27 protein-coding genes are annotated in these 25,488 nt (G+C 71.1%); 19 read left to right on the forward strand and 8 right to left on the reverse strand.

The genetic code is table 11. The features are described 5' to 3' along the window. Positions 1-22 precede the first annotated feature (22 nt). From egtA to ABGB14_RS03515, 5 genes are read left to right on the forward strand one after another with little or no spacing between them, the layout of a single operon-like run. Positions 23-1,297, forward strand: a complete 1,275-nt coding sequence (egtA, locus tag ABGB14_RS03495) for an ergothioneine biosynthesis glutamate--cysteine ligase EgtA (protein WP_347642041.1) — start codon at positions 23-25, stop codon at positions 1,295-1,297. Continuing rightward, positions 1,294-2,589 (forward strand): ergothioneine biosynthesis protein EgtB, encoded by a 1,296-nt coding sequence (gene egtB, locus ABGB14_RS03500; RefSeq protein ID WP_347642042.1) that lies wholly within the window; start codon positions 1,294-1,296, stop codon positions 2,587-2,589. The genes egtA and egtB overlap by 4 nt, the downstream gene beginning before the upstream one ends. Further along, entirely contained in the window at positions 2,589-3,296 is a 708-nt protein-coding gene (egtC, locus tag ABGB14_RS03505; protein ID WP_347642043.1) for an ergothioneine biosynthesis protein EgtC, read from the forward strand. Before egtB ends, egtC begins: the two co-directional genes overlap by 1 nt. Before the next feature lie 48 nt (positions 3,297-3,344). Continuing rightward, the gene (gene egtD / locus ABGB14_RS03510) at positions 3,345-4,298 is read left to right on the forward strand and encodes an L-histidine N(alpha)-methyltransferase (protein ID WP_347643119.1); all 954 of its coding nucleotides are present in this window, start codon (positions 3,345-3,347) and stop codon (positions 4,296-4,298) included. 10 nt (positions 4,299-4,308) lie between these two features. Continuing rightward, positions 4,309-5,505 carry an aminotransferase class V-fold PLP-dependent enzyme gene (locus ABGB14_RS03515; protein WP_347642044.1) on the forward strand — a complete coding sequence of 399 codons (1,197 nt, stop codon included), beginning with the start codon at positions 4,309-4,311 and terminating at the stop codon, positions 5,503-5,505. Between the two features lie 20 nt (positions 5,506-5,525). Here ABGB14_RS03515 and ABGB14_RS03520 read toward each other — a convergent pair whose 3' ends face one another. From ABGB14_RS03520 to ABGB14_RS03545, 6 genes are read right to left on the reverse strand one after another with little or no spacing between them, the layout of a single operon-like run. After that, a complete protein-coding gene (locus ABGB14_RS03520) occupies positions 5,526-7,001 on the reverse strand; it encodes a dihydroorotase family protein (protein WP_347642045.1) in 1,476 nt (491 codons plus the stop codon). After that, positions 6,998-8,440: an MmgE/PrpD family protein gene (locus tag ABGB14_RS03525; RefSeq protein WP_347642046.1), complete on the reverse strand. Its 1,443-nt coding sequence runs from the start codon at positions 8,438-8,440 to the stop codon at positions 6,998-7,000. Before ABGB14_RS03525 ends, ABGB14_RS03520 begins: the two co-directional genes overlap by 4 nt. Further along, complete coding sequence (locus ABGB14_RS03530) at positions 8,433-9,281, reverse strand: cyclase family protein (protein ID WP_347642047.1); 849 nt, start codon at positions 9,279-9,281, stop codon at positions 8,433-8,435. The genes ABGB14_RS03525 and ABGB14_RS03530 overlap by 8 nt, the downstream gene beginning before the upstream one ends. Before the next feature lie 34 nt (positions 9,282-9,315). Next, a complete protein-coding gene (locus ABGB14_RS03535) occupies positions 9,316-9,981 on the reverse strand; it encodes an SDR family NAD(P)-dependent oxidoreductase (RefSeq protein ID WP_347642048.1) in 666 nt (221 codons plus the stop codon). Then, positions 9,978-10,640 carry a carboxymuconolactone decarboxylase family protein gene (locus ABGB14_RS03540; protein WP_347642049.1) on the reverse strand — a complete coding sequence of 221 codons (663 nt, stop codon included), beginning with the start codon at positions 10,638-10,640 and terminating at the stop codon, positions 9,978-9,980. Before ABGB14_RS03540 ends, ABGB14_RS03535 begins: the two co-directional genes overlap by 4 nt. Continuing rightward, on the reverse strand, positions 10,640-11,446 hold the full coding sequence (locus ABGB14_RS03545; RefSeq protein WP_347642050.1) for a hypothetical protein: 807 nt from the start codon (positions 11,444-11,446) through the stop codon (positions 10,640-10,642). Before ABGB14_RS03545 ends, ABGB14_RS03540 begins: the two co-directional genes overlap by 1 nt. A gap of 181 nt (positions 11,447-11,627) precedes the next feature. Here ABGB14_RS03545 and ABGB14_RS03550 point away from each other — a divergent pair, with 181 nt between their 5' ends. The 11 genes from ABGB14_RS03550 (at position 11,628) to ABGB14_RS03600 (ending at position 20,835) form a co-directional block, all read left to right on the forward strand. Beyond that, positions 11,628-12,386 carry a hypothetical protein gene (locus ABGB14_RS03550; protein WP_347642051.1) on the forward strand — a complete coding sequence of 253 codons (759 nt, stop codon included), beginning with the start codon at positions 11,628-11,630 and terminating at the stop codon, positions 12,384-12,386. A 209-nt stretch (positions 12,387-12,595) separates the two neighbouring features. Then, positions 12,596-13,291, forward strand: a complete 696-nt coding sequence (locus ABGB14_RS03555; protein WP_347642052.1) for an aspartate/glutamate racemase family protein — start codon at positions 12,596-12,598, stop codon at positions 13,289-13,291. A 46-nt stretch (positions 13,292-13,337) separates the two neighbouring features. Continuing rightward, positions 13,338-14,453, forward strand: a complete 1,116-nt coding sequence (locus tag ABGB14_RS03560) for an ABC transporter substrate-binding protein (protein ID WP_347642053.1) — start codon at positions 13,338-13,340, stop codon at positions 14,451-14,453. A 52-nt stretch (positions 14,454-14,505) separates the two neighbouring features. Next, a complete protein-coding gene (locus ABGB14_RS03565) occupies positions 14,506-15,588 on the forward strand; it encodes an alpha-hydroxy acid oxidase (RefSeq protein WP_347642054.1) in 1,083 nt (360 codons plus the stop codon). Positions 15,589-15,612: 24 nt separating this feature from the next. Beyond that, a complete protein-coding gene (locus ABGB14_RS03570) occupies positions 15,613-16,437 on the forward strand; it encodes an ABC transporter ATP-binding protein (RefSeq protein ID WP_347642055.1) in 825 nt (274 codons plus the stop codon). Continuing rightward, entirely contained in the window at positions 16,430-17,257 is an 828-nt protein-coding gene (locus ABGB14_RS03575; RefSeq protein WP_347642056.1) for an ABC transporter permease, read from the forward strand. Before ABGB14_RS03570 ends, ABGB14_RS03575 begins: the two co-directional genes overlap by 8 nt. 1 nt (position 17,258) lies before the next feature. Further along, positions 17,259-18,626: an MmgE/PrpD family protein gene (locus ABGB14_RS03580; protein ID WP_347642057.1), complete on the forward strand. Its 1,368-nt coding sequence runs from the start codon at positions 17,259-17,261 to the stop codon at positions 18,624-18,626. A gap of 60 nt (positions 18,627-18,686) precedes the next feature. Continuing rightward, complete coding sequence (locus tag ABGB14_RS03585) at positions 18,687-19,538, forward strand: IclR family transcriptional regulator (RefSeq protein ID WP_347642058.1); 852 nt, start codon at positions 18,687-18,689, stop codon at positions 19,536-19,538. 29 nt (positions 19,539-19,567) lie between these two features. Next, complete coding sequence (locus ABGB14_RS03590) at positions 19,568-20,104, forward strand: hemerythrin domain-containing protein (RefSeq protein ID WP_347642059.1); 537 nt, start codon at positions 19,568-19,570, stop codon at positions 20,102-20,104. Positions 20,105-20,191: 87 nt separating this feature from the next. Continuing rightward, the gene (locus ABGB14_RS03595; RefSeq protein ID WP_347642060.1) at positions 20,192-20,446 is read left to right on the forward strand and encodes a type II toxin-antitoxin system prevent-host-death family antitoxin; all 255 of its coding nucleotides are present in this window, start codon (positions 20,192-20,194) and stop codon (positions 20,444-20,446) included. Further along, positions 20,440-20,835, forward strand: a complete 396-nt coding sequence (locus ABGB14_RS03600; RefSeq protein WP_347642061.1) for a type II toxin-antitoxin system VapC family toxin — start codon at positions 20,440-20,442, stop codon at positions 20,833-20,835. The genes ABGB14_RS03595 and ABGB14_RS03600 overlap by 7 nt, the downstream gene beginning before the upstream one ends. Positions 20,836-21,099: 264 nt before the next feature. Here ABGB14_RS03600 and ABGB14_RS03605 read toward each other — a convergent pair whose 3' ends face one another. Continuing rightward, the gene (locus ABGB14_RS03605) at positions 21,100-21,669 is read right to left on the reverse strand and encodes a dihydrofolate reductase family protein (protein WP_347642062.1); all 570 of its coding nucleotides are present in this window, start codon (positions 21,667-21,669) and stop codon (positions 21,100-21,102) included. Positions 21,670-21,873: 204 nt separating this feature from the next. On the opposite strand from ABGB14_RS03605, the gene ABGB14_RS03610 reads away from it, so the two are divergent. Then, the gene (locus ABGB14_RS03610) at positions 21,874-22,425 is read left to right on the forward strand and encodes an HAD domain-containing protein (RefSeq protein ID WP_347642063.1); all 552 of its coding nucleotides are present in this window, start codon (positions 21,874-21,876) and stop codon (positions 22,423-22,425) included. Between the two features lie 24 nt (positions 22,426-22,449). On the opposite strand, the gene ABGB14_RS03615 is transcribed toward ABGB14_RS03610, so the two are convergent. Beyond that, positions 22,450-22,710, reverse strand: a complete 261-nt coding sequence (locus tag ABGB14_RS03615) for a winged helix-turn-helix domain-containing protein (protein ID WP_347642064.1) — start codon at positions 22,708-22,710, stop codon at positions 22,450-22,452. Positions 22,711-23,305: 595 nt separating this feature from the next. On the opposite strand from ABGB14_RS03615, the gene tgmC reads away from it, so the two are divergent. Continuing rightward, positions 23,306-24,430, forward strand: coding sequence for an ATP-grasp peptide maturase system methyltransferase (tgmC, locus tag ABGB14_RS03620; RefSeq protein ID WP_347642065.1), 1,125 nt, complete (start codon positions 23,306-23,308; stop codon positions 24,428-24,430). Positions 24,431-24,494: 64 nt separating this feature from the next. Then, positions 24,495-25,463: a hypothetical protein gene (locus ABGB14_RS03625; RefSeq protein WP_347642066.1), complete on the forward strand. Its 969-nt coding sequence runs from the start codon at positions 24,495-24,497 to the stop codon at positions 25,461-25,463. The last annotated feature ends 25 nt before the right edge of the window (positions 25,464-25,488 follow it).

The raw sequence follows: 25,488 nt of genomic DNA on the forward strand, positions 1-25,488 counted from the left end.
TGTGCCACGCGAGGGCAAGACGATGATCGGGCTCACGGCCGAGGGCTCGCCGCTGAGAGACGCCTCGGAGGTCGGAGACTACGCGCGCCGGTGCTTCCGCTCCACCGGTGACGACCGGGTGGGCGTGGAGCTGGAGTTCCTCGTCTTCGACCGCAGGTCGGCCACCCGCCACGTCCCGATGGACCGGGTCGAGCGGGCGCTGCCGCCACTGCCCGGCGGGAGCCGGGTCACCTTCGAACCGGGGGGCCAGCTGGAGCTGTCCGGCCCGGCCGGCTCGCTGACCGGCGCGATCGCCGGCCTCACCGCCGACGTGGCCGCCGCCCGCCAGGCCCTGGCGCGCGACGGCATGGTGCTGGCGGGCGTGGGCCTCGACCCGATGCGCCCGGCGGTGCGGCAGTTACAGCAGCCACGCTACGACGCGATGGCGGAGTTCCTCGGCCGGCCGTACGGCGCGCTGATGATGTGCTGCACGGCGTCCATCCAGGTCAACCTGGACCTGGGGGAGCAACCCCGCACGCGGTGGGAGCGGGCACACCTGCTCGGCCCGGTGCTGACCGCCGCCTTCGCCAACTCGCCGCTCAGCCGGGGCCGTCCGTGCGGATGGATGTCGGGCCGCCAGGCCGTGTGGGAGCACCTCGACCCCACCAGGACGGCGCCCGTACCCGCGTCCGCCGACCCGGCGGACGACCCGGCTGACGATTGGGCCCGCTACCTGCTCGACGCCCGCGTCATGCTCGTTCGGGAGGGCGAGGAACGCTGCCGCACGGTCCGCGACGGCTCGACCTTCCGCGACTGGCTGGGCTCGCGCGAGCGCCCGCCCACCGCCGAGGACCTGGCCTACCACGCCACCACGGTGTTCCCGCCCGTGCGGCCCAGGGGCTGGCTGGAGATCCGCTTCCTGGACGCGCAGCGTCCGGCGGACTGGCCGGTGTGCGTGGCCGTCACCCACGCCCTGATCAGCGACGACCGCGCCGCCGACGCCGCGCTCGCCGCCGTCGAGTCCTGCTTGGGACCCCGGTGGCGGCAGGGGGCCGGACCGGAGCGCGCGACGTGGGCGGCGGCCGCGCGCCGCGGCCTGTCCGACCCCCGGCTCGCCCGCGCCGCGGACGCCTGCTTCCGAGCCGCCATCGAGGCGCTGCCCCGCCTGGGCGCCACCCCCGCCCTGATCGGCGAGGTGGCGGCCTTCGCCGACCGGTACGTGACGACCGGCCGCTCCCCGGCGGCCGACCTGATGGATCTGGTGAGAGAACCGGGGCGGCGCCTGCCGGCCTGGCTGACCGAAGAGGGACGAGGATGAGCGACTTCAAGGAACGCATCGCGAACGATCTGCTCGCGGTGCGCAGCCGGTCCCTGGCCTACACGGAGGCCGACGACGACCTGCTCGTACGCCAGCACTCACCGCTGATGTCGCCCCTGGTGTGGGATCTGGCGCACGTCGGCAACTACGAGGAGCTGTGGGTGCTGCGCGAGGCCGGCGGCATCACCCCGCTCAGGCCCGAGATCGACGACATCTACGACGCCTTCAAGACCCCGCGCAAGGACCGCCCCAGCCTGCCCATCCTCGGACCGGCGGAGGCCCGCCGCTACATCGAGGGCGTGCGCGGCCGCGTCCTCGACGTCCTGGACGCCGTCGACTTCGACGACCCCGCGCCGCTGCGCCGCGACGGCTTCGTCTTCGGCCTGGTCATCCAGCACGAGCACCAGCACGACGAGACCATGCTGGCCACGCTGCAACTGTCGAAGGAGCCCGGCGTGGTACGCGACGGGGACCTGCCGCCGGCCCGCACCACCGGACAGGACGAGGTGTACGTGCCCGCCGGCCCCTTCCTCATGGGCACCGACACCCAGCCGTGGGCCTACGACAACGAGCGCCCCGCCCACCGCGTCGACCTGCCCGGCTACTGGATCGACCGGCTGCCCGTCGGCAACGGCGCCTACACCGCGTTCATCGAGGACGGCGGCTACCACGACCCCCGCTGGTGGACCAGGGAAGGCTGGGAGTGGCGGCAGCGGCAAGGCGTCTTCGCCCCGCTGTTCTGGACCAGGGACGGCGGCGCCTGGCACCGCATCCGCTTCGGCCGCACCGAGCCCGTGCCCATGGACGAGCCGGTGCAGCACGTGTCCTGGTACGAGGCCGACGCCTACGCCCGCTGGGCCGGCAAGCGGCTGCCCACCGAGGCCGAGTGGGAGAAGGCCTGCGGCTGGGACCCCGAGGCGGGCCGGGCGCGGAAATACCCGTGGGGCGACCACGAGCCCACCCCCGCCCTGGCCAACCTCGGCCACCGCGCCGCCCGGCCCGCCCCGCTCGGCGCCTACCCGGCCGGCGCCGGCGCGTACGGGACCGAGCAGATGATCGGCGACGTGTGGGAGTGGACCGGCACGTGGTTCGACGGCTACCCGGGGTTCCGCAGCTTCCCCTACCGGGAGTACAGCGAGGTCTTCTTCGGCCAGGAGTACCGCGTGCTGCGCGGCGGCTCGTGGGCGGCCGACCCGGCGGCGATCCGCACCACGTTCAGGAACTGGGACTACCCGATCCGCCGGCAGATCTTCACCGGCTTCCGCTGCGCCCGTGACGCGGAGCGGCCCTAGTGTGCCGGCACGCGGCCTGGCTCGGCGCACCCCGTGCCCTGGCCACGCTGATCCAGGAGCCCGAGCACGGCCTGCTCGCCCAGTCGTACGCGCCCCGGCGGCAGCGGCACGGCACGGTCAACGCCGACGGCTTCGGCATGGGCTGGTACGACCCCGCCCGCGCCGAGCCCGTCCGCTACCGGCGCGCCATCCCGATGTGGGCCGACGCCAATTTGCCCGCGCTCGCCCAGGTCGCCCGCTCGGGCTGCCTGCTGGGAGCGGTACGGTGCGCCACCGTCGGCATGCCGGTCGAGGAGAGCGCCACCGCGCCGTTCACCGACGGCCGGTGGATGCTCAGCCACAACGGCCGCGTCGAACGGGACGCGGTCAGGGCGCTCGCGGACGGCGCCGAGAGCGCCTGCGACTCCGCCTGGCTCGCCGCCGCCGTCTTCCAGCGGCTGCGCGCCGGGCCCGACCTCGGGGAGGCCCTCGCGGAGGTCGTCGCCCACGCCGGGGAGAAGGACCCCGGCGCCCGCCTGAACCTGCTCGCCTGCGACGGCGCGTCCATCGCCGCGACCGCCTGGGGCGACACGCTCTTCGTCCACCGTCACCAGGACGGCGTGGTCGTGGCGAGCGAACCGCTCGACGACCTGCCCGGCTGGCGGGCCGTGCCGGACCGCAGCCTGCTGCTCGCCTCGTCGGAAGGCGTGCGCGTCCAGCCCATGTGACCCTTTCCTTGAGGAGGCACCGTGCCCGTCAGCCATTCGACCGTGCGTCTGATCAACCACCTCGACCTCGACTACCTGCGCTCCTCCCTCGAAAACGATGTCAGGATCGGCCTGACATCGATGCCGAAGTCCCTGCCGCCCAAATGGTTCTACGACGAGACAGGCAGTGACCTGTTCTCGCAGATCACCAGGCTGCCCGAGTACTACCCGACCCGGCGCGAGCTGGCCATCCTGCGGGCACGAGCCGCCGAGCTCGCCGCCGCCAGCGGCGCCGACACGCTGGTCGAGCTGGGATCGGGCACCAGCGAGAAGACCGTGCTGCTGCTCGACGCCCTCACCGAGGCCGGGACGTTGCGCGGCTACACGCCGGTCGACGTCGACGCGGTCACGCTCGCCGCGGCGGCGCAGCGGCTGGCCGAACGCCACCCCGGGCTCGCCGTACGCGCGGTGTGCGCCGACTTCGAACGCCACCTGCGGCTGCTGCCCCGCACCGGCCGGCGCATGGTGGCCTTCCTCGGCGGCACGATCGGCAACCTCGAACCCGACGCCCGCCGGGTCTTCATGAAGGAGCTGCGCGGCACGCTCCGTCCCGGGGACACGTTCCTGCTCGGGGCCGACCTGGTGAAGGACAGGAAGCGGCTGGTCGCCGCCTACGACGACGCGGCCGGCGTGACGGCCGCCTTCAACCGCAACGTGCTGCACGTCATCAACCGGGAGCTGGACGCCGACTTCGAGCCGGACGCGTTCGACCACGTCGCCCGCTACGACGAGGAGCACGACTGGATCGAGATGCGGCTACGGGCGTCCCGGGCCATGCGGGTGCACGTCGCGGCGCTCGACCTCGACGTGGACTTCGCCGAGGGGGAGGAGACGCGTACGGAGATCAGCGCCAAGTTCCGCCCCGACGGGCTGCGCGCCGAGCTGACCGCGGCCGGCTTCACCGTCATCCGCTGGTTCACCGACCCCGCGGACGACTTCGGCCTGGTGCTGGCCCAGGCATGATCGGCCAGACGTGATCGGCAAGACGTGGCGGGCGGCACGATCCGTCGTGCCGCCCGGCCACCTCGACGCGGCCGGCTGCAACGTGCCCAGCGACCAGGTGTTCGACGCGGTCGTCGGGCACCTGCGGCTCGAACGCGGGCGCGGCGGCTACGCCGCCGCGCCCGACCTCACGGAGGCCAAGGCGTCCCTGACCACCCTGATCACCGCGGACGGCCAGACCTCCAGCGTCGGCTCCCTGATCGGCGCGGACGGCCGGGGAGGCGGGGACGGCGCGTCTCCCGGGGATGTGGCGTTCGTGGAGAGCGGCACGGCGGCCATGGCGGCGCTGCTCGGCGGCTGGCGGCTCCCGCCGGGCAGCCGCGTCGGCTTCGCCCGCACGGAGTACGGCAGCACGCTGATGCTGCTGCGCCGCCTGGCCGCCGGCCGCTCATGGACGCTCGTCGAGCTGCCCGTGGACGCCGACTCCCGCCTCGACCTCGACGGCCTCGGATCCGCGCTGGCCGCGGGACTGGACCTGGTCACCCTGGTCCACATCGCCTCCCACCGGGGCGTCGTCCAGCCCGCGCGGGAGGCCGGCGCGTTGTGCCGCGCCGCCGGGGTCCCGCTGGTGCTGGACGCCTGCCAGTCCTTCGGCCACACGGACGTGAGCGGGGCCGGCGCGACCGCCTACGTGGGCACGTCCCGCAAGTGGCTCGCCGGCCCGCGCGGGGCCGGCTTCCTCATCGTCCCGGGGCTCGCGGCGGGGATGGACGCCGCCGCCCCCGCGCTCGGCGGGCACGTATGGGCGGACGACGTTCCGGAGCCGCTGCCGGGGGCGATCCGCTACGAGAGCTCGGAAGGAGCGATCGCGTCGCGGGTGGGACTCGGCGTCGCCGTACGGGAGTACCAGGACCTCGGCCCCGCGGACCTGCACGAGCACATGGCGGACCTGGGCCGCACGGCCCGGCACCTCCTCCACGGCGCCGGCGGCTGGCAGGTGGCCGAGCCGCTCGACGAACCCTCCGCCATCGTCACCCTCCGGCCTCCGGCGGGCGACTCGGTGGAGGCCGCAAGGGCCCGCGCCGCCGGGGCGGGACTGCTCGTGGGGGCCGCCCCCGTCGCCAGAGCGCCGCTGGACCTGCGCGAGCCCGTGCTCCGCGTCTCGCCGGCCCCGGGCACGGAGCCGGAAACCCTGCGCACGCTCGCCCGCGTCCTCAGCGCACCGTGAGGACCGACCCGGCCGCCCGTTCACGGCCGAGAAGCTGACACCCCCCTGGCCAGGTAACGCCCGCGTGGCGCCCCGACGACCTCGCCCGCTTCCAGCACCCGCTCACCGCGCAGGAACGTGTCGGTGACCTTGGCGTTCAGCTCGAAGCCCTCGAACGGCGTGTACTCCTGTGCCGACTCGGAGTCGGCGGCCCTGACGGTCCAGGTGTGGTCCGGATCCACGAGGCAGAAGTCGGCGTCGAAGCCCTCGGCGATGTCGCCCTTGGTGCGCAGCCCGAACCGCCTGGCCGGGTTCCACGCGGTCAGCTCCGCGATCCGGTGGTACGGCAGGCCACGGCGCGCACCCTCGGAGATCAAGCCGGGCAGCAGGTATTCGGCGCCGCCGAAACCGGACTTGGCCACGAAGACGTCGTCGCGGGGTTCGCCGAACTTCACCTCGTCGCGGCAGCAGGCGTGGTCGCTGACGACCCAGTCGATCTTTCCGTCCAGCACGTACTCCCACAGGGCCTCGACGTCCTCGCGAGGCCGGATCGGAGGGTTCACCTTGGCGCCGAGGCCGTTGGCGGTGTCGATGTCGGCGAGGAGGTGGCCGATCGTGACCTCGCGGCGGAAGTCGATGTGCGGGAAGGCCTGGGACATCCGGACGGCGGCGTCGACGGCCTTGCGCGAGGAAAGGTGCAGCAGGTTGATCGTCGGCAGGCCGGTCTCGTGGGCCAGGTAGGAGGCGATGCTGACCGCCAGCCCCTCGGAGTGCGGCGGCCGGGAGGCATGGTAGGCGGCGAGCCCCGACAGCGACCCGTCCTGCTCCACCATCCGGGTGTACGCGTTCATGATCTCGGCCGTCTCGCAGTGCAGCGACAGGGATATCTCGCCGGCCAGGTCGGGGAAGCGCTCCCGAGCCGCCTGCACGCCGCGCATCACGAACTCGAAGTGCGCGTAGTCGTACCGTTCGTCCTCTGGGATCATCAGGAACCGGCTCTGGTCGGCCGACCGGCCGTGCAGGCCGTGGCTGCCGTAGAACATGAAGACCTTGAACGAGGTGACGCCGTGCTTCTCGACCAGCTCGGGGATCTCGGTGATGTGCTGCTTCGACATCGGCGCGAGGTGGAAGGCGTAGTCGACATAAGCCCGATCCGCGGTGGCGGCGAGCACGTCGGGGAAGAAGTCGGCGTAGGCACCGCCCCGGTTGAGGTAGTACTGCCCGGTGCGCATGTACGTGATGGCCGAGGTCACCCCGCCCTGGGCGGCCGCCCGGCTTTCCGAGGCCGCGTCCTCGTCAAGGGGGTTGTAGATGCCCCAGTGCTGGTGCGCGTCGACCACGCCGGCGAAGGCGAGCTTGCCGCCCCCGTCGACCACGGTGCGGGCCGGCGCCGGGTCGATGCCGGCGGCGACGCGGACGATGCGGCCGTCGCGGACGGCGATGTCAACCTGCCGCGGCTCGGTCCACGCGTGCCGTACGACGCGGACGTTCGTCACGAGGACGTCGATGGACGTCATGCGTTCCTCCGGAGTGTGTGTGAGGTGGATTCCAGGCGGGCCAGCGGCAGGAGTATCTCGTCGACGGAGCCGAGGTCGTCCAGGCGCAGGACGAGGCCCTCGACCTGCCGCGCGCGTTCGGCGGTGAGGCGGCCCGCGACGTTCTCCCGGAACTTGACCGCGAGTTCGTCGTCCGTGAGCGGGTGCTGCGGACCGCCCCGGTTGACCGGCACCTCCTCCGTCCACTCGCGGCCGTCGTCGGCGCGGACCGTGACGATCGCCGGGAACTGGTACGGGAAGATGGCGTCGCAACGCGCGTCGGCGACGACGTCCACCGTGGCCATCAGCGCGCGGCGGCGCGGGTCGCGGGCCAGCTCGTCGGTGTAGTCGGCCAGCCCGACGCCGAGCCCGGAGCCACCGAGCAGGCCGGCGACGACGGCGTACGGTCCGGAGAACTGCGCCTGGTAGCCGGTGTCCGGCGCCCGCTTGACCTCGATCGGCTGGCCGATGGTGCGGATGACCGCCGTCGGCACCCGCAGCTCGATCCGGGCGATCCGGTCCACCGGCACGCCACGTTCCCGCAGCCGGAGCCCGGCGTCGATCGCCGCGTGGGTGAAGTGGTTGGCCGGGTAGGGCTTGAAGAAGATCTCCGGCACCGACCAGCGCTCGCCCAGGCCGTCGGTGAGCTGGCCGAGGTCGGCATCGTCGCGCAGGAACGCGCGGAAGAAGCCGAACCGTCCCTCCAGGACGGTGGGCGGCCCGGTGAAGCCGCGGCGTACGAGTTGCGCCGCGGTGACCGCGGAGTGCGCCGCCCAGCCACAGTGCAGCCGTTTCACGGTGCCACCTGTCCGGTTCGCCTCGATGATGCCGGAGGCGAACGAGGCGGTCAGGCCGAGGGCGTGCGAGACGCCGTCGGCGCCGAGCCCGAACAGCAGCGCCGCGGAGGCGGCGCCTCCCATCGCGCCGCAGATGGATGTGGCGTGCTGACCGTGCTCGAAGAAGACCGAGTTGCCCAGCTCCCGGTCGTAGCCGGCCATGCCCAGCCGGACGGCCAGTTCGAGCCCGACCGCGATGGCGGCGACCGTCTGCCCGCCGGTGGCGCCGGCCGCCTGCGCGGCGGCCAGCGCGGCCGGCACCACGCCCGCGCTCGGATGCAGCACCGACGGGAGGTGCGTGTCGTCGTAGTCGAGCGAGTGGGCCAGGACACCGTTGGCGAAGGCGGCCTGCGCCGCGGGCACCGCGGCGGGCAGGCCCACCGCGTGCGCCTCGGACCGGCCGCCCTGGTCCGCCACGAACTCGACCGCCGCGGCGCTGGTGGGCAACCGGTGCGCGGCGACGCAGAGGCCGAGCACGTCCAGCACCCGCTGGCGGACGCTGTGCCGTACGTCGTCCGGGGGCCCGGTCCTGGCGGTGGTCGCGGCGAACGCGGCGACGCGCTCGGCCAGCGCGGGCTCAGCCATGGCCGATCATCGCCAGCGGGCGGACCGGTGAGCCGGTCGCGCCGAAGAGCGGGAGCGGCGCCAGCACGAAGGTGAACTCGTGCACGCCGGCGGCGGCGAGTTCGTCGAGCGCCATCGCCTCGATGATGTAGACGCCGTGCTCGACCAGCAGCACCCGGTGCGCGGGCAGCACGCTGTGCGCCGCGCCGGGGCGCAGGCACTCGAAGGCGATCGTGTCGGCGCCGGCGGCGTGCACTCGGCGGCCGGCGAGCCATGTCGCGCCGGCCTCGCCCACTCCGGGCACGCCGGACTCCAGCCCCATGTAGACCGTGCGATCGGGGTGGTCGAAGAAGCGGCCCCAGCCGCTGCGCACCAGGGCGACGTCTCCGGCGTCGATCGGCGTGCCCTGCGCCGCTTCGGTGGCCGCCAGGTCGTCGGGGGTGATCTCGTAGCCGGCCCCGCAGCCCTCGCCGGCGCCGATGGCCCGGGGCACGTCGAGCAGCACGCCACGGCGCACCATCGGCGCGATCGTGTGCGCGCCCAGTTCCACGTATCGCCCGCCCTGGCCCGCTTCCACGGCGTCCGCCCCGCCGTGCAGGCGGCCGAGGTGCGACACATGGGCGAGCGCGTCGATGTGGGTGCCCACGTGGGTGCCCATGGTGATCATGTCGTTCGCGGCCGAGCCGCCGTCGGACCTGACCATGTCCCCGTGCCGTCGGGGAAGGGAGTGCCAGTACGCGGGATGGTTAGGGGACTGCGGCATCCCGACGGAGAGCCGGCGCCCCAGGTCGTAGACGGTGACCCCGCGCCGGACGGCCGCGAGGAGCGGGTCTCCGGCAGAGGCGTTGGTCGAGGGTGTCACGGGTAGGCTCCTGTTCGTCCTGTGTGGCCTGCGGTCATCCGGTCCACAGCCCGCCGTTGACGTCGACGGTGGCCCCGTTGACGTAGCTCGCCCGGTCGCTGAGCAGGAAGGCGATCGTCTCGGCGACCTCCTCCGGATCAGCGGCGCGGCCGAGCGGTACCTGCCCGACCAGGTCCGCCATCTCCGGCGCCGGGAGACGCGCGGTCATCGGCGAGCGCACGGGGCCGGGAGCGACCGCGTTGGCCCGGACGCCCCGGCCGCCGAACTCCTTCGCGATATTGCGGGTCAGCGCCAGCACGCCCGCCTTCGCGGCGGCGTAGGCGGGACCGGACAGGGTGTTGCCCCCGTGCCGCCCGTTGATCGAGCTCATCAGCACGATCGCGCCGGCGCCGGCGGCCAGCATGCCGGGCAGCACGGCACGTACCACGATGAAGGAACTGGTCAGGCTGTCGGCCAGGACGTCGCGCCACTGCTCGGGCGAGACGTCCAGCAGACCGCCGTAGCCGACGGACCCGGCGACGTGCGCCAGGCGGGTCGGCGCCGCGGGCAACGCGTCCAGGAACTCCTGGACCTGTCGCGGGTCGGCGGCGTCCACGCCGTCGGCCCGGTCGAGGACGTGAACGGTGTCGCCGTCCCTGCGCAGGGTTTCGGCCACGGCCGATCCGATCGCCCCCCGGCCACCCACCACCAGCGCGGTCATGACCGGCGGGTCTCGGTATTGACGCCGGTCAGGTCGGCGGCGGGCGCGACGCGGCCGGAGTCGACGGCGGCCAGCCACAGGTCGGTGGCCCAGAGCAGCGCGTTCGCCCCGCGCGGCAGCAGCAGATAGCTGATCGCCTCGGCCACGTCGCGTTCCTCGACCCCGGCCGCGTACAGCCGGTCGAGGTGGTGCAGGAACGGGTCCTCCTGCTGGTGCACCGCGTGCACCACCACCGCGATGAGGTCGACCTCGCGCTCGGACAGGCCGGGGGCGGCGGCGGCGAGGAGTGCGGCGTACCGTTCGTGGCCGTCCATCGGCAGGGCGTGCGCCCAGGACCGCGCGGCGAAGAAGATCGGCCGCCACGCGGCGACGGCGCCGGCCACGGCGACGGCCTGCGCCATCTCGTCGGCGGTCAGTCCCGCCTCGAAGCCGCGCTCGACGTGCAGGGTGCCCACCGCCTCCTCGTCGGCGACGAGGAGGCCCACCCAGATCAGCTCCCGCTCGCGGGCGGAGAGGTGGCGCGCGTCGAGGGTGAAGCTTCGGTAGAGCCGGGTGTAGGCGTCGAGGAAGCCGGGCTCCGTGCGGGCGTAGATCTCGTGGTACGACAGCGTGTAACCGCGCTCGGCCCGGATCCTGGCGAGCTGGTCGGGCGCGCTCATCACAGCCCCGGCGTCAGGCTGGGCGTCAACGAGGCGTCGTGGTCGTACAGGGCCGGTATGAGGGTGTTGAGATCGTGTCCTGGCAGCGGCTCGCGGTAGTCGGTGCTGCCGAAGTCGTTCTTCCTGATCAGGGACAGGTTGCCGGTACGGCTGTAGAGCGGGCCGTGCCAGGTTTGCGGGCTGCGGAAGAAGTAGCCACCGGGTTTGACCACGCCCCTGCGCCCCAGCATCAGGTCGCCGGCGATCTTGAAGGACTCCTCGTAGACGGGGTGTTTCTCCTCGTTGACCGCGGTGTAGCCGGGCAGCATGCCGACGAGGAAGACGATGCCGGCCTCGTCGCGGCGCAGCCACCGGATGCGTACGTCCGCGGGCTGCGGCTCGTCCCCGCGCCAGCTCATGGAGACCCACTCGTCACGGGTCTCGGGCAGCGTCGTGAGCTCGCCGGCCCCCTGACCGGGCGCGAAGTCGGGCGCGCCGTGCGGCCCGAAGTAGAGCACGGTCCGGCCGGGGCCGGGCACCCAGTCGAGCTCGGTCAGGGGCTGGGCGTGCAGGTACGTGCCAGGGGCGTACGGCTGGTCGTTGACCGTGCCCCGGCCGGTGAGGACGAAGATGTCGCACGCGCTGCGCAGCACGCCCCGCTGCCGGTTGGTGAAGGCCAGCAGTTCCGTACGGGCGCCGTTCTCCACGTCGGCGGACAGGGTCTTGCGCAATCCGCCGCCGTGGTCCGCGCCGAAGTGCCCGGGCGACACCGGGGTCCACGGCAGGTCATGGGTCGATATGAAGTCGACGTCCGGACGGTTCCACATGTCAGGCTTCGCACCTTTGCCTCGGAGTTCCCGGAGAGCAGCCTCGATCGGAATTGTTCCGTTGAAGCGAACGGCGGTTCCCCAGGCGGAATCAAACGGATACTGTCGTGCGACGGCCCGGGCTGTCAACGGCCCGGCCGAACGTCGCGGATTCATCCCAACTGGATGGCGGGTGGTTGTCATGGGTATCGAGCCGGATCCGACCGGCGCGGCTACGGGCGAGAAGAGCGGCTGGGGCGGCGTCGGTGCGCTGGTCCCGCCGGAGAACCCGACCGTCGCGGCCGAGTTGCGCGCCCTGTTGCCGCGCGGTCTGCCGGTCCACACCGCACCGCTGCCGGTGATCCCCGGAGCGCTGAAGGAGCGGCTGCTCGGCTACAACGACGCCCTCACCGCCACGGCGGAACTCCTGCGCGGACAGCGGCCGGACGTCGCCTACTTCGCCTGTACGGGCTCTTCGTACCTGGTGGGGCCCGATCGCGACGCCGCGCTGCACGACGCGATCGACGCGGCCGGCGCGGGGCGCGGCCTCACTGCCGCCCGCGCGATCCTGGAGACCCTCGCCCAGCTGCGCCGGCGCAGGGTGCTGGTGGTCTCGCCCTACCCGGACTGGTTGACCGACCTCGCGGTCGCGCACTGGAGCGCCGCCGGGCTCGCGGTGGCGGGAGTTCGCAAGGTGCCGGCGCCGGACGGCATCTACGCCATCGCCCCGGACGAGGTCACGGCACTGCTGCGTGACCTGCGGCCCGACCGGGATACGGCGGTGCTGCTCAGCGGAACGGGGATGCCGACGGTCGAAGCGATCGCCACGGTCGGCGACGAACTGGGCGTGCCGGTGCTTTCGTCGTCCCTGGCGGCCGCGTACCGCGCCCTGCTCCGTGTCCCGGCGCCGGCGGCCGAGGCTTCGTGCCTGGCCAACGACCTGATCGGCCGCTGGCGGTGACCGGGTCCTGTCGCTCGCGCCGGCTGTGTCACGACCCTTGACGGTTCTCGGGGCCAGCCATTACCGTCCCGGGTATTCCAAGGGAACGACGTTCCGCAGAGGCGAACGAATCCCGCTCCCTCAGCTCGCGTCCCGTCCGGGGCCGCCAGGAGGTGACAACCATGCACGGCTGGCGAGCCCGTATCGGATTAATCATTCCCCATGTCAACATGACGATGGAGCCCGAGATCAACTCCGTGCTGCCCCGGGGCGGATCCGCCCACGCGGCGCGGATGGTGATCCCGCGGCTCGACCCCGACGGCCTGGTCCAGATGGCCCACGACTCGCTGCGGGCCGCCGGGCAGCTCTCCGAACTGGACGCCGACGTCGTCGTCTTCGGCTGCACCTCCGGCAGCTTCGTCGGCGGTCACGAATACGAATCCGACCTGGTGAACCGGATCGCCGAACGGGTCGGCTGCCCGGCGCTGTCCGCGTCGGGCGCCGGCGTCACGGCACTCCGGGCGCTCGGCGTCACCAGGATCGCCGTCGCCACCCCCTACGACGACACCATCAACGAGCGGCTACGCGCCTTCTTCGCGGCGCACGGTCTCGACGTGGTCAGCCTCGTCGGCCTCGGCCTGCGGGAGCGTACCGAGCACTTCCCCCTCGCCCGCACTCCCGTCTCGGCCATCGCGCAGCAGTCGGAGGAGGTGGTCTACCGGCTCGCCCGCGCCGCCGCACATCCCGATGCCGAGGCACTCTTCATCAGCTGCACGAACCTGTCGACCCTCGGGCTCGTCGCGGAACTCGAACGCGACCTCGCCGTGCCCGTGGTCACGGCCAACCAGGCGAGCATCTGGGCGGCCTTCCGGGCGGCCGGCCTCGGCGAGTCACCGGCCGCGTTCGGCTCCCTCGGCCGGCTCTGAGCCCGCCACCACGCTTCCTCCGGCACTCACCCTTGGAGCAGCAAGCATGTCGCACCGAACCCACCTCTCCCGCCGCCACCTGATCAGACTCGGCGCGCTGGCCGGAGCCGGCGGCCTGCTGGCCGCGTGCTCCCGCCCTCCTGGCGCGCCGACCGCGGGAGGTGACGACGGCGGGGCCTACTCGACGATTCGCTCGACCGCCGTCTCCTACATCTGGGCGCCGTTCCTCGTCGCCGAGACGAACGGCTACTTCGCGGACGAAGGGCTGAACCAGAAGGGCAGGGTCGCAGGGCAGGGCGTCGTGGCCAACATCGTGCTCTCCGGCGACGCCGACTTCGTCGTCGGCGCACCGATGGACACGATGAAGTCCACCGCGGTGGGCCAGCCGCTGATCAGCTTCTGCAACATGCTGACCACGCTCGCCACCAACGTCGTCATCAGCGCTGAGGCGTTCGAGAAGGCCGGCCTCACCGAGGCCAGCACCGCGGAGCAGCGGGCCGCGGCCATGCGCGGCATGCGACTCGCGTCCACCGGCGTCGCCGGCACGCCGGACCTGCTCATCCGGTACGTCTCCCGCAACCTGGGCAAGCTCGACCCCAACAAGGACCTCAAGATCGTGCCCATTCAGGGCGGCGGATCGGCGATGCTCGCGGCGGTCCAGAACAAGCAGATCGACGGCATGGCGATCTCGTCGCCGATCTCGGACCAGGCGATTGCCGACCTCGGCATGAAGTACCTGTTCGACATGTCGACGGACCCGGTCGAGCCGCTGGTCGGCTTCCCCTACATCGTGGCCTCGTGCAAGCAGGAATTCCTGGAGCGGAACCCGGACGCCATCGGCGCCTACTGCCGGGCGATCCAGCGCTCGCTCAACTTCATCAAGGCCGAGAAGGACGCGTTCCGCGACCTGCTCGCCGGTCTCTTCACCGACATCAGGCCCGAGGTCTTCAAGACGGCGTTCGAGGCGAACTACCCGATCTACGCCGACAGCGTCGTCCCCACCCAGCCCCAGTTCGAGCAGGCCAGAGAGTTCGTCGTCACCGCGTTCGAGATCAACGGAAGCGTCAGCGAGGCGGCCGCGGCCAAGAAGATCGGCTTCGAGGACAGCTGGAACGCCAAATTCGCGCAGGAGGCCCTCGACAAGGTCGGCACCTCCACCTGACCGCACCCACCCGTAGCCGGCCCGGCGTCGGCTTCCCGAACAAGAGGCGAACGTGACTGTGGTACCAGGGGTGAACTCCACCCATATCAAGAACTTCGGGGATCTCGAGGCCGCCGCCCGCAATGGGGCGCGCCGGGCCGTGTGGGACTTCCTGGAGGGCGGCGCCGGCGCCGAGCGCAGTGTCGCCGCCAACACCGGCGAGTTCGACCGGTGGACCTTCCGGCCGCGGATCCTCTCCGGCAGCAAGCCGCCGTCGCTGGAGACGACCTACCTCGGCTGGCCGTTGCGGCTGCCGGTGGCCACCGCGCCGTTCGGCGCTGACGGCGTGTTCCACCCGGAGGGCCAGCTGGCCGTGGCGGGGGCCGCGCAGGACGCCGGCGCGCTCGCCCTGGCGCCGCACGTCTCCACCCACCCGCTGGAGAAGATCCGCGAGGTGGCGCCCGACGCGGCGCTGATGTTCCAGCTGCATCCGGTCGGGAGTCTCGCCAACTTCCGGCGGCTGGTCCGCCGGGCCGAGTCGGCCGGCTACCGCGGCCTCGTCATCACCGCCGACTGCCCGACCGCGGGCTACCGTGACCGCAACCTCGCCAACCAGTTCGTGTACGAGGACGTCATGCGCGGCAACTACCGCGGTGAGGAGGAGCACGCGGCGGAGATGTTCGGCGAGTTCCGCGCCATGACCCAGCCGGTGTGGACGTTCGACTACCTGGCGGAGGCGCTCGGCGAGACCTCGCTGCCGGTAGTGATCAAGGGCGTCATGACCGGCGAGGACGCTCTCCTCGCCGCGGAGATGGGCGCCGACGGCGTCATCGTCAGCAACCACGGCGGACGCCAGCTCGATTGCACGCCCGCCACGCTGCGGCAGTTGCCTGAGGTGGTCGAGGCGGTCGGCGGCCGGATCAGCGTCGCCGTCGACGGCGGCATCCGGCGCGGCACCGACGTGCTGAAGGCCCTCGCCCTCGGCGCCGACCTCGTGGTGATCGGCCGCCTGGCGGCCATGGGGCTCTGCGCCGGCGGCCGGGACGGGGTGCGCCTGGCCCTGGAGATGCTGGCGGCGGAGATGGTGAAGTCGCTCGCGCTGCTCGGACGGTCGAGCGTGGCCGAGGTCGACCGGTCCATGCTCCAGCCGGCCTGACGAGCGGAACCCAGGGAGATGCGGATGCACGCAGAACAGCCCGGACAAGCCCCTGCCGCCGTCGTGTCGGCGGAGGGCGTGTCCATGACCTACCACGGGCGCCGCGGCGCGGTGAACGCCCTGTCCCATGTGGACTTCACGCTCAGGCAGGGCGAGTTCGTCGCGCTGCTGGGCCCGTCCGGCTGCGGCAAGTCGACGCTCCTGAACATGGTCTCCGGCCTGATCGCGCCGACCAGCGGGACGCTGACCTACCGCGGCGAGAGCATCGACGGCCCGAACACCAGCATCGGGTACATGACCCAGCGGGACTCGATCCTGCCGTGGCTGACCGTCGCGGAGAACATCGAGCTCCCGCTGCAGATCCGTCACATGCCCGCGCGGGAGCGGCTGGCAAGGACCGCCGCCTACGTCGAGATGGTCGGACTCAAAGGCTTCGAGAAGACCTACCCGGCGGGTCTGTCCGGCGGCATGCGCAAGCGGGTCGGCCTCGCCCAGGCACTCGTGTACGAGCCGGAGACGCTGTTGCTGGACGAGCCGTTCGGCGCGCTCGACGCGATCCTGCGGCTGCGCATGCAGGCCGAGCTCCTCGCCCTGACGGAGAAGCTCGGGGCGGCGGTCCTGTTCGTCACCCACGACATGGACGAGGCCATCACGCTGGCCGACCGGGTCGTGGTGATGAGCGCCCGCCCCGCCCGCATCATCGACGAGATCGAGGTCGACCTGGCCCGGCCGCGCGACCTGGAGCAACTGCAGTTCACGTCTGGGTACCAGGAGGTCCGGCGCCGGGTCTGGCAGAACCTCGGGCAGGAGATCCACGCCGCTGACAAGGAGATGGCCAACGATGAGTGACACGGAGACGCTCGCCAAGAGTGTCGTGGCCGACCCGCCGGCCGGCTCGCACCCACGTCGCAAGCTCAGCCCGAAGGTCACGATCGCCCTGGGGCAGATCGTGGTGGTGATCGTCTGGCTCGGTTCATGGGAGTGGCTGTCCGGCCGGGTGATCGACCCGTTCTTCTCCAGCTCGCCCAGCGCCATCGGGCAGCAGCTGGCCGAATGGTTCAGTACGGGCTCGATCTGGGTGCACCTGTTGATCACGTTGCAGGAGTTCGGCGCCGGCCTGCTGGTGGGCAGCGTGGTCGGCGTGGTCGTGGGCTTCACCCTGGGCCGGCTGCCGACCACGGCGGCCATACTCAACCCGTTCGTCACGGTCGTCTACAGCATGCCGAAGCTGGCCCTCGCGCCGCTGTTCGTGCTCTGGTTCGGCATCGGGTTCGGGTCCAAGATCGTCCTTGTCGGTCTGATCTCGTTCTTCCTGGTCTTCTACAACACCTTCACCGGCGCGCGTGACGTCGACCCCCTCTACATCGACTCGCTGCGGATCATGGGAGCCAACCGGCTGACCATCTATCGCCGGGTGATCATGCCGTCGGCCGCGGTGTGGGTGATGACCGGTCTGCGCATCGCCGTGCCCCAGGCCGTGATCGGCGCCGTCGTCGGCGAGCTGATCTCGTCCAACCAGGGCATCGGCTACATCATCGCCAACGCCGCCTCCTTCTTCAACACGACCGGCGTGCTGGCCGGCGTCGCCCTGGTCGCGTTCGTGTCGGTCCTGCTCTCCCAGCTGATCATCATGGTGGAGCGCTGGGCGACCCGGTGGAAGCAGGGCTGACATGCATCCCACCGCATACCTCGCCCGCTGGGCCGCCGGCGTACGGTACGACGCGCTGCCGCCCGGCGTGGTGGACCGCGTACGCGGGCTGCTGCTCGACCACCTCGGGGTGGCGGTGCTCGGCAGCACCCGCGAGCACCACCGGCGTTGGGCCGCGGCCGAGCTCGGCCTGGCGGGCGGCGAGCCCGGTGTGAGCACCGTGACCGGCACCTCGCTGCGCGTCGCACCTGACCGGGCGGCCTTCCTCAACGGCGTCGCCGGCTCGTCCGGCCCCAACCTCGACGACGTCTGGCACGGCTCACTCGGGCATCCGGGCGTCGGCACGTTCCCCGCCCTGCTCGCGCGCGGCGAAGAGGTACGGGCGCCCGGCACAGCCCTGGTCGAGGCGGCCGTGGTCGGCTACGAGGTCGCGATGCGGATCGGCTCGGCCCTCGGCCGCTCCGCGTTCGACCGCGGCTGGCATCCCCGCGGCGGTTGCAACACCGCCGCCGCAGCCGTGGCCGCCCTCAAGGTCGCCGGCGAGCAGCGCGCCGACGTCTACCACGCGGCCTTGGGCCTGGCCGTGAACGCCGCGGCCGGCGTGGTCGGCGCCGCGTACTTCTCCGACGCCTGGTACGCGCTCTCAGGCCAGGCGTCCAGGGAAGGGCTGCTCGCCGCGCTCGGCGCGCGGGCCGGGCTGCGGGCCACGGACGAGCCGCTGGCGGCCGAGCGCGGTTACCTGGCAGCGGCCTCGGACCGGATCGACCTCGGCGTCCTCACCGATGGCCTGGGTGGCGAGCCGATGCTGATGCAGTCGGGCCAGAAGCTTTATCCGTCCTCCGGCGCGACGCACGCCGCTCTGGAAGCCGCGGTGGCCGCCCGCGGCGAGCTCGGCTGCGACGCGGCGGAGATCGTCGCGATCGACGGCTGGGGGTTCCGCGAGATGGTCGACGTGCTCGGCCGGAGGCACCCGGCGACGGCGCTGGCGGCGAGCATGAGCACGCCGTACGTGATCGCGTGCGGGGTGCGCGACGGGGGATTCGACCTCTCGCACCTCGATGCCGAGCAGATCGCCGACCCGGAGCTCCGTCGCCTGCAGTCGGTGACCCGGCTCGTTGTCGACGACCGGCTCGACCGCCTGCCGCCCCGGCATCTCGGCGCCCGGATCCGGCTCACGGCCCGCGGCGGGAGGCAGGCCACCGTCGAGGTGCTCGCCGCGAGCGGGCACGCAGGGAACCCCCTCGGCTTCGATCGTGTGGCCGGCAAGGTGCGGCGGCTGCTGGCCGGCGTCTGGCCGGAAACACTCGTCGACCGGCTGATCGACGAGGCGGCCGCTGTGCCGGAGACAGATGTGGACAACCTGATGCGGACGGTGCGGTCGTCCGATTAACGTGTCTGCTCGATCTTTCGGCACCATTGGTGTCGACCATCGTGTGAAGGAGGTTGTGAGATGACCGCGTCGAGCATCGTCCCCACCGTCGTGGACGCGGTCGCGCAGCCCCAGCCGCCGGTCGGCGCCGATCCCGAGGCCGCCGGCCGGGCTCGGTCAGGGCTGGCCCGGACGTTCTCGATCATCAACCTGCTCGCCTCGAAGGCACCGGAGGCGCTCGGGGTGTCGGCGATCGCGCGTGACCTCCAGATGCCCAAGACGGTCGCCCACCGGATCCTCAAGGAACTGGCGGCCGACGCCTTCCTCGCCTTCGACACCACGACCAAGCAGTACCGGCTCGGCCCGGGCGCGCTCACCGTGGGGCTTGCGGCGCTCCGCACACTCGACGTGCCCAGAACCGCCCGCCCCCACCTCGCGCGCCTGGTGGAGGCCAGCGGCGAGACCGCCACGCTCTCCATCCGCCAGGGCTGGCAGCGGGTCTACGTCGATCAGGTGCTCTCCCCGCACGAGGTGCGGATGTCGGTGGCGCTCGGCCGGATGTACCCACTGCACGCGGGATCTTCGTCGAAGGCGATCCTGGCCGTGCTGTCCGACGAGACGATCGAAGAGTTCCTCGCCCAGCACGCGCGGGCCAGTTTCACCTCGCGGACGATCACGTCGGCCGACGCGCTCCGCGACGACATCGCCGAGATCCGCCAGCGAGGGTACGCGGTGAGCTACGGCGAGCGCCAGGCCGGCGCGGCCAGCGTCGCGACGGCCATCCGCGACGCGTGGGGCGAGGTCGTCGGCTCCATCTCGCTGTGCGGGCCGCGGGAGCGGTTCGCGGAGCACATTCTGCGTCACGGGGCCGCGGTGGCCGAGGCGGCCCGCGCCGTGTCCCGCGAGATCGGGCACGGGAGCGCCCGGTCCTAGCGGGCGTTTCAGGCGAGGGAAGAGGATGGATGAACGCGCGTTCCGATGCGGGCGACCGCCTCACCGCTCTGGGCACGCAGCTGCTCGAGGTGCACATCTGGCTGCGCGAGATGCTGCACGACCTCCAGGACGGCATCGACGACTACTTCGACGGCAAGGGGCTGCCGCCCCGCGACCTGCGCGCCCACTGCCTGTCGTTCTGCACGGCCCTGACCCGTCACCACACCGGCGAGGACACAGGCGCGTTCCCGGCGATCGCCGAGGAGTTCCCCGAGCTGCGCAAGGTGCTCTCCGACCTGCGCACTGACCACAACCAGCTCGACTGGCTCATGGGAAACCTGCGCAAGCTCCTCGAATCCCTCCCCGAGCAGCCGGACCCCGCCACGGCCGTCAAGGTGCGCGAGGAGGTGGAGGCGCTGTCGGCGGTCATGCGGACGCACTTCATCTACGAGGAGAAGAAACTGATCTCCGTGCTCAATTCGATGGACGTGCCCGAGTGGCGTGACAACCGGCCTGGCTTCCTGCTGACCGACGACGAGGACGACTCGCGGCCTTCCGCTCGGTGACGCGAGTGACCACGTACCGTTCAGGCCGCCCCATCTGACGGCTATGTGATCTTGCTACGGGCGTCGCATATCTTCTACACTTGTGGCATGACAGCTATCCCAGCCCGAGAACTCCGAAACCATACGGCCGATGTCTTGCGACGCGTCGAAAGCGGTGAGGAGATCGAGGTCCTCAGGGATGGTCAGCCGATTGCGAAGATCATTCCGTTCACGCGTCGCCGCCGGTGGATCTCTGCTGTCGAGATCGGTGGTGAGCTGGCTCGCCTAGGCCCGGACACGACAGGCCAGGCAGAGGAACTGCGGGAAACCCTCACCGAGACAACGGACGATCTGCCGTGGTAGAACGCAAGCGCGCATTGGCCGATACCTCGATCTTCATCGGCTTGGAAGCAGAGCGTTTTCATGCCGCCCGGTTCGCGGACTACGAGTGGGGCGTCTCGGTCGTGACACTCGGCGAGCTCAGGCTAGGCGTGCTCCAGGCTCGCGACTCCGAGACATCGGCCCGGCGCCTGTCCACCTACCAACTCGCCGAGCGCTTTGAATCTATCGTCATCGACGAGGCCGTCTCGGACGCTTGGTCCCTGCTGATCTCCCGCCTCAGAGCCGCAGGGCGCAAAGCGCCCATCAACGACAGTTGGATCGCCGCCACGGCCATCGTCCACAAAGTCCCCGTCGTCACCCAGGATTCGGACTACGACGAGATGCCCGGCCTTGACGTGATCAAGCTCTGAGCCCTTTCTCGGGGCCTATACGGATCCGCCAGAGGTGAGAATCGCTCAACCGTGATCCCCCGGAACATCCTCGACGCCGCGCGTGCGAGCGCCTTTCGTCGGCTCCGAGTCAGCCGTCAACCGGAAGCAGAATCACCAGCCCGTACGCACGGCAGGCGGGACGGCTCGGAGCCGGAGGCGGGAGCCCTCGGGGCCAGCGAGAACGGCCCAGTCCGTGCCATCGGGGTTGCGGCGATCGGCGACGAAGGTGGCTGTGTGCGGCCGTCATCGGGAGGCGGATCGGTGGCGCAGCAGAACGGTCCGGGCGTCGAAGGTCTGCGAATCCATGAGCTGAAGGTCGAGCCGCTCCTTGGAATCGGGGAACAGCTTCTTGCCGCCGCCGAGCAGGACCGGGTGCACGACAACCTGGTGTTCGTCGATCAGGCCATGGGCGGTGAGGGCGGCGGCCAGGGACGCGCCGCCCATCAACAGCAGATCCTTGCCCGGCTCGGCCTTGAGCGTGGTGACCTCCTCGACCAGGTTCGTGCCGTTGATGACCCGGGCACCGTGGCCGGGCTCGGTCAGGGTGCGGGAGAACACGACCTTGGGAGCGCTGCGCCAGATGGGGGCGAACTTCAGGTCGTGGGCGTCGTCGGAGAAGGACTCGGCGTTCGGCCAGTAGCCGGCCATCATCTCCCAGACCGGACGGCCGTACAGGAAGGTGTCAGCCTGCTCCATCAGGCTGAACGAGTAGGCCGACAGCTCCGCCCCCATGGTCGGCCAGTCGAACTCACCGTCCGGACCCTCGATGTAGCCATCCAGCGAGACATGAACGAAGTGGATGATCTTCCGCATGGTCGTGCTCCTCCGGTAGAGCCCCTTGTGGGGCGCTTTCACCCAGTGGTCGGAACCCTGACCGCGTTCTCGACACGACCGGAAAAGTTTTCTGGATTGGTCGGGGGCACTCGGTACTGACCGTGCGTGACGGCAAGGACCGCTCGACGAGGTGACCGGGCCCATCGAGCCGGGCCCGTCAGGACAAGCCGCTATCGTGCAGCCGTGACCGGCCCCACGCAGCGCCCCTTGCTCTTTCTCGACGTCGACGGACCACTCATTCCCTTCGGCCCGCCACCGGAGCACCACCCCGACGGGCATCCGATCTACGGGACGAGCGGCGCATTACGGGACACGGGCTCGAATCCCCTCCTCACCAGGATCAATCCCGCGCACGGGCCCCGGTTGAGCGCACTGCCATGCGATCTGGTCTGGGCCACGACCTGGATGGATGATGCGAACGCGTGCGTCGCGCCCATACTCGGCCTGCCACGGTTGCCCGTGGTGGACTGGCCGGAGCCGTCCGATCTTGACGAACAGGACGGGCGGAACGGGTTGCACGGGAAGACCCGCGCCCTCGTCGGCTGGGCTGCGGGGCGTTCGTTCGCCTGGGTCGACGACGAGATCACCGATGTCGATCGAGCCTGGGTGTCCGGACACCACCAAGGACAGGCCCTGCTCCATCGTGTTGATCCCCGTCAGGGCCTCGGTGACGCCGACTACGCCGTACTGACCGAGTGGTTGCACGGGCTGCGCGGAAGCGCCGTCGTCACGTGACGCCACGGTGGACGACGGTTCGTCTCACGCCTTGCCGTCGTTCGCACGGCGCACGACGACGGACCCCTTGCCGGGTTTGGTGACGATCAGGCCTTCTTCTCTAAGGATCTTGAAGGCGAGGCGTACGGTGGGCCTGGAGACGCCGAACTCTTGCTCGAAGCGCACCTCGCTCAAGACCGACTGGGGTGGGTAGGCGTCCTTACGGATCCGCTCGGCGATGATCCGGGCGATCTGCTCGTACTTGTAGAGCGTCTGGTCCCACGCGAAGCCGTCTTGATCAGTCACCCTGATAACGCTAAAGGGCTATTGACCTCACGGCATAGAACCTGTATGCAGATCAACTTATATAAATAGAGCTAACATCACATGACATCACCTTACAGGTTGCGCTATGGTCGAGCCGCCCCACCTCGTAGCCCTTGGCGGCCCGGCTCGAAGCGCTGTCGGTGATGAGTCTCTTGGAGGTCGGCATGGCCATGGAGGAGTTCCACAGCCCGCATCCCAAACCCCCACAGCAGGGGCACATCGGTATTACCTGGTCCGCCCTGGTCACCAGGTGCGGGTCCATCCGGGTCCGGGGCCATACTTGCGCATGTCTGACGACGTCGTACGAGCTCTGCGTGGCGGGCGGCCTCGGTCACATCCGCCGTACGAAGAGATCACCCGCGGGCGCTGAGGTCAGCGAGAGCCCGTGGCTCCGGATCGCGGAAGCGAAGCGGCTGTGGGAGGACCTCCTCGACGGCCGCGCACGGTGACCACCTTCTTGTTGGCATCGTGGCCCGCAAACCTGACTGGCGGGGCGTTCCGCATGTCTGACGACCCCCGACGCGCCCGCGATAGCCGAGGCGATCGCCGACACCTTGCTGGAAGGACACCCTCTGTGAACGGTCTGGCCGCCAAGCTCCGTCACGAGCTCGCCGCTTTCATCAACTCCCCGCACTGGCGAGCAACGCTGGAGGCGGTGCCGCGGGAGTTGTTCGTCGGCGACGATGTGTTCCAGCACGACGGCTCGCGTGGCTGGGTCCCCGCCCACCGGTCGGAGATGCGCCGCGAAGACTGGCTGGCCCTCGTCTACAGCGACCAGAGCTTGGTGACCCAGGTCGCCGGTGTCATGGCCGAGGACGCCACCGCGCCGATCGCCAACGTGTGGTCGACATCGTCGTCCACACTGCCGAGTCTCGTGGTGCGGATGCTGGAGGTGGCCCGGATCGGCGAGGGCGTCAAGGTGTTGGAGATCGGCACCGGCACGGGCTACTCGACGGCGCTGATGTGCCACCGGCTGGGCAGTGACGCCGTCACGTCGATCGAGTACGACCCAGAGGTCGCGCAACGAGCGAAGATCGCGCTGACGAAGGCCGGGTACACCCCCGCCCTCGTGCAGGGGGATGGTCTGGGCGGGGTGGACCGTCATGCGCCCTACCACAGGATCATCGGCACCTGCGCGGTGCGGACGATCCCTGATCGGTGGGTGCGGCAGGTACGCCCTGGCGGGACGATCACCACGCCCATGCTGGGCTGGCTCGGCGGTGGTGTGCTGGCGCACCTGCGGGTGGGCGAGGACGGCACCGCGACGAGCGGCTTCCCGGAGGTTGTGTACTTCATGCCCGCCCGGCCGCACGCCGCTCCTCCCCTGGACATGGTGAAGATGGGCGTCGGCGAGGTCAGCCACACGACCATGGACCCCGCGCTGCTGTGCGACCAGACCGGCCTGCTCGTGGCCCAGCTCGCCGCGCCACAGGCACAGCACGTCTGGATCGAGAAGACCTTGGCACTGCACGACGTGACGTCGGGCGCGCACGCGGACGTCCAGCCTGCGGACTCGACTGGCTGGGTGGTGCACCAGTACGGCCCGTATCGCCTGTGGGACGCGGTGGAACGCGGCCTCGCCGTCTGGCTGGAGGCCGGCAAGCCGGACCAGTCGGCGTTCGGGCTGACGGTGGCCGGCGGTGAGCAACGGGTGTGGCTGGGCAGCCCTGATGGGCCCGCGTGGAGACTCCCCGGGTGACCTCGAGGGGGTACACAAGCCCAGCCCCGCCGCCTGGCGTCGCAGTCGTACTAGGAGTTCCAGCATGCCCATGGACGAGAACGCCGTCCTGCGCTTCCAGGCGCTCGTGCTGGACGACGAGACCACACCGTGGTCCGCCGCGCGAGTCGCCGAGGTCCTCGCCGCCCTCGGGGACGCGGGTCTGTCCCCTGTGCACGAGGCGGACCCCGCTCAGTGGGCCGCCGACGTCAGCACGATCCATCGCTTCTCCGGCACCGCGGGATTCTACGTGCTCCACCTTGACGGGTCCGGCGGCTGGTCGTGGGACACCCCGTACGCCACGTTGATGGAGAACCGGCACAAGGCCCGTCCGGAGGCCATCCGGGAGCTGGTTGACGCCGTGCGCGCCATCACCAGGACCGCGCCGCCCTACTACCACGGCCGTACCTTCTACTCGCCGAACCAGAGGATGCCCTCGTGGGTGCACACCCGAGGAGAGTTCGAGGCCGAGGACGTCGCGGCCGTTCAGTTCTTCAGCGGCCGGTACCTGGCGGCCCATCACCACGGCTGGCCGTTTCGCGAGCCTCCAGGCAACTCCGATGAGCTGGCCGGCGGCCAGCTCATCGTCGCGGACGTCAAGCGCTTCGGTGGGTTCGACCTCAGAAGCCTTGCCGCCTACTGGCTGGACCTGCAGATACGCAACCGGTGCTGGGCGGCCCTCGGCCGTCCCGGCCGTTCCGCCCTGGATCAGGTCCGCCTGTTCCTCGCCACCTTGGTCGCCGACGCGTCGGGCCTCGACGAGGTGCGCGCGAATGTGGCTCGACTCGCGGAGGTCGACCCCGAGACCGTCGGGCGCGGTGCACGGGCCCTGGACGACCTGCTCGCCGCCCCGACGGCCGACGGCACCCTCGCCTGGCTGGTCGCCTGGGACGCCAACACGGTTCTGGACGACGACACCTCCGACACCGTGGCGGCCCAGTGGCTGCGGGAGCTGGCCGAGGTTCTTCGTGAAGTTCTCGCCCACGTCCCCGGCCTCCCGAACAAGAATGTCTAGCGCTGCGTGGGTTCGAGTCCATCCC

The sequence above is a fragment of the Nonomuraea sp. B10E15 genome (assembly GCF_039871615.1).
Lineage (GTDB): Bacteria > Actinomycetota > Actinomycetes > Streptosporangiales > Streptosporangiaceae > Nonomuraea.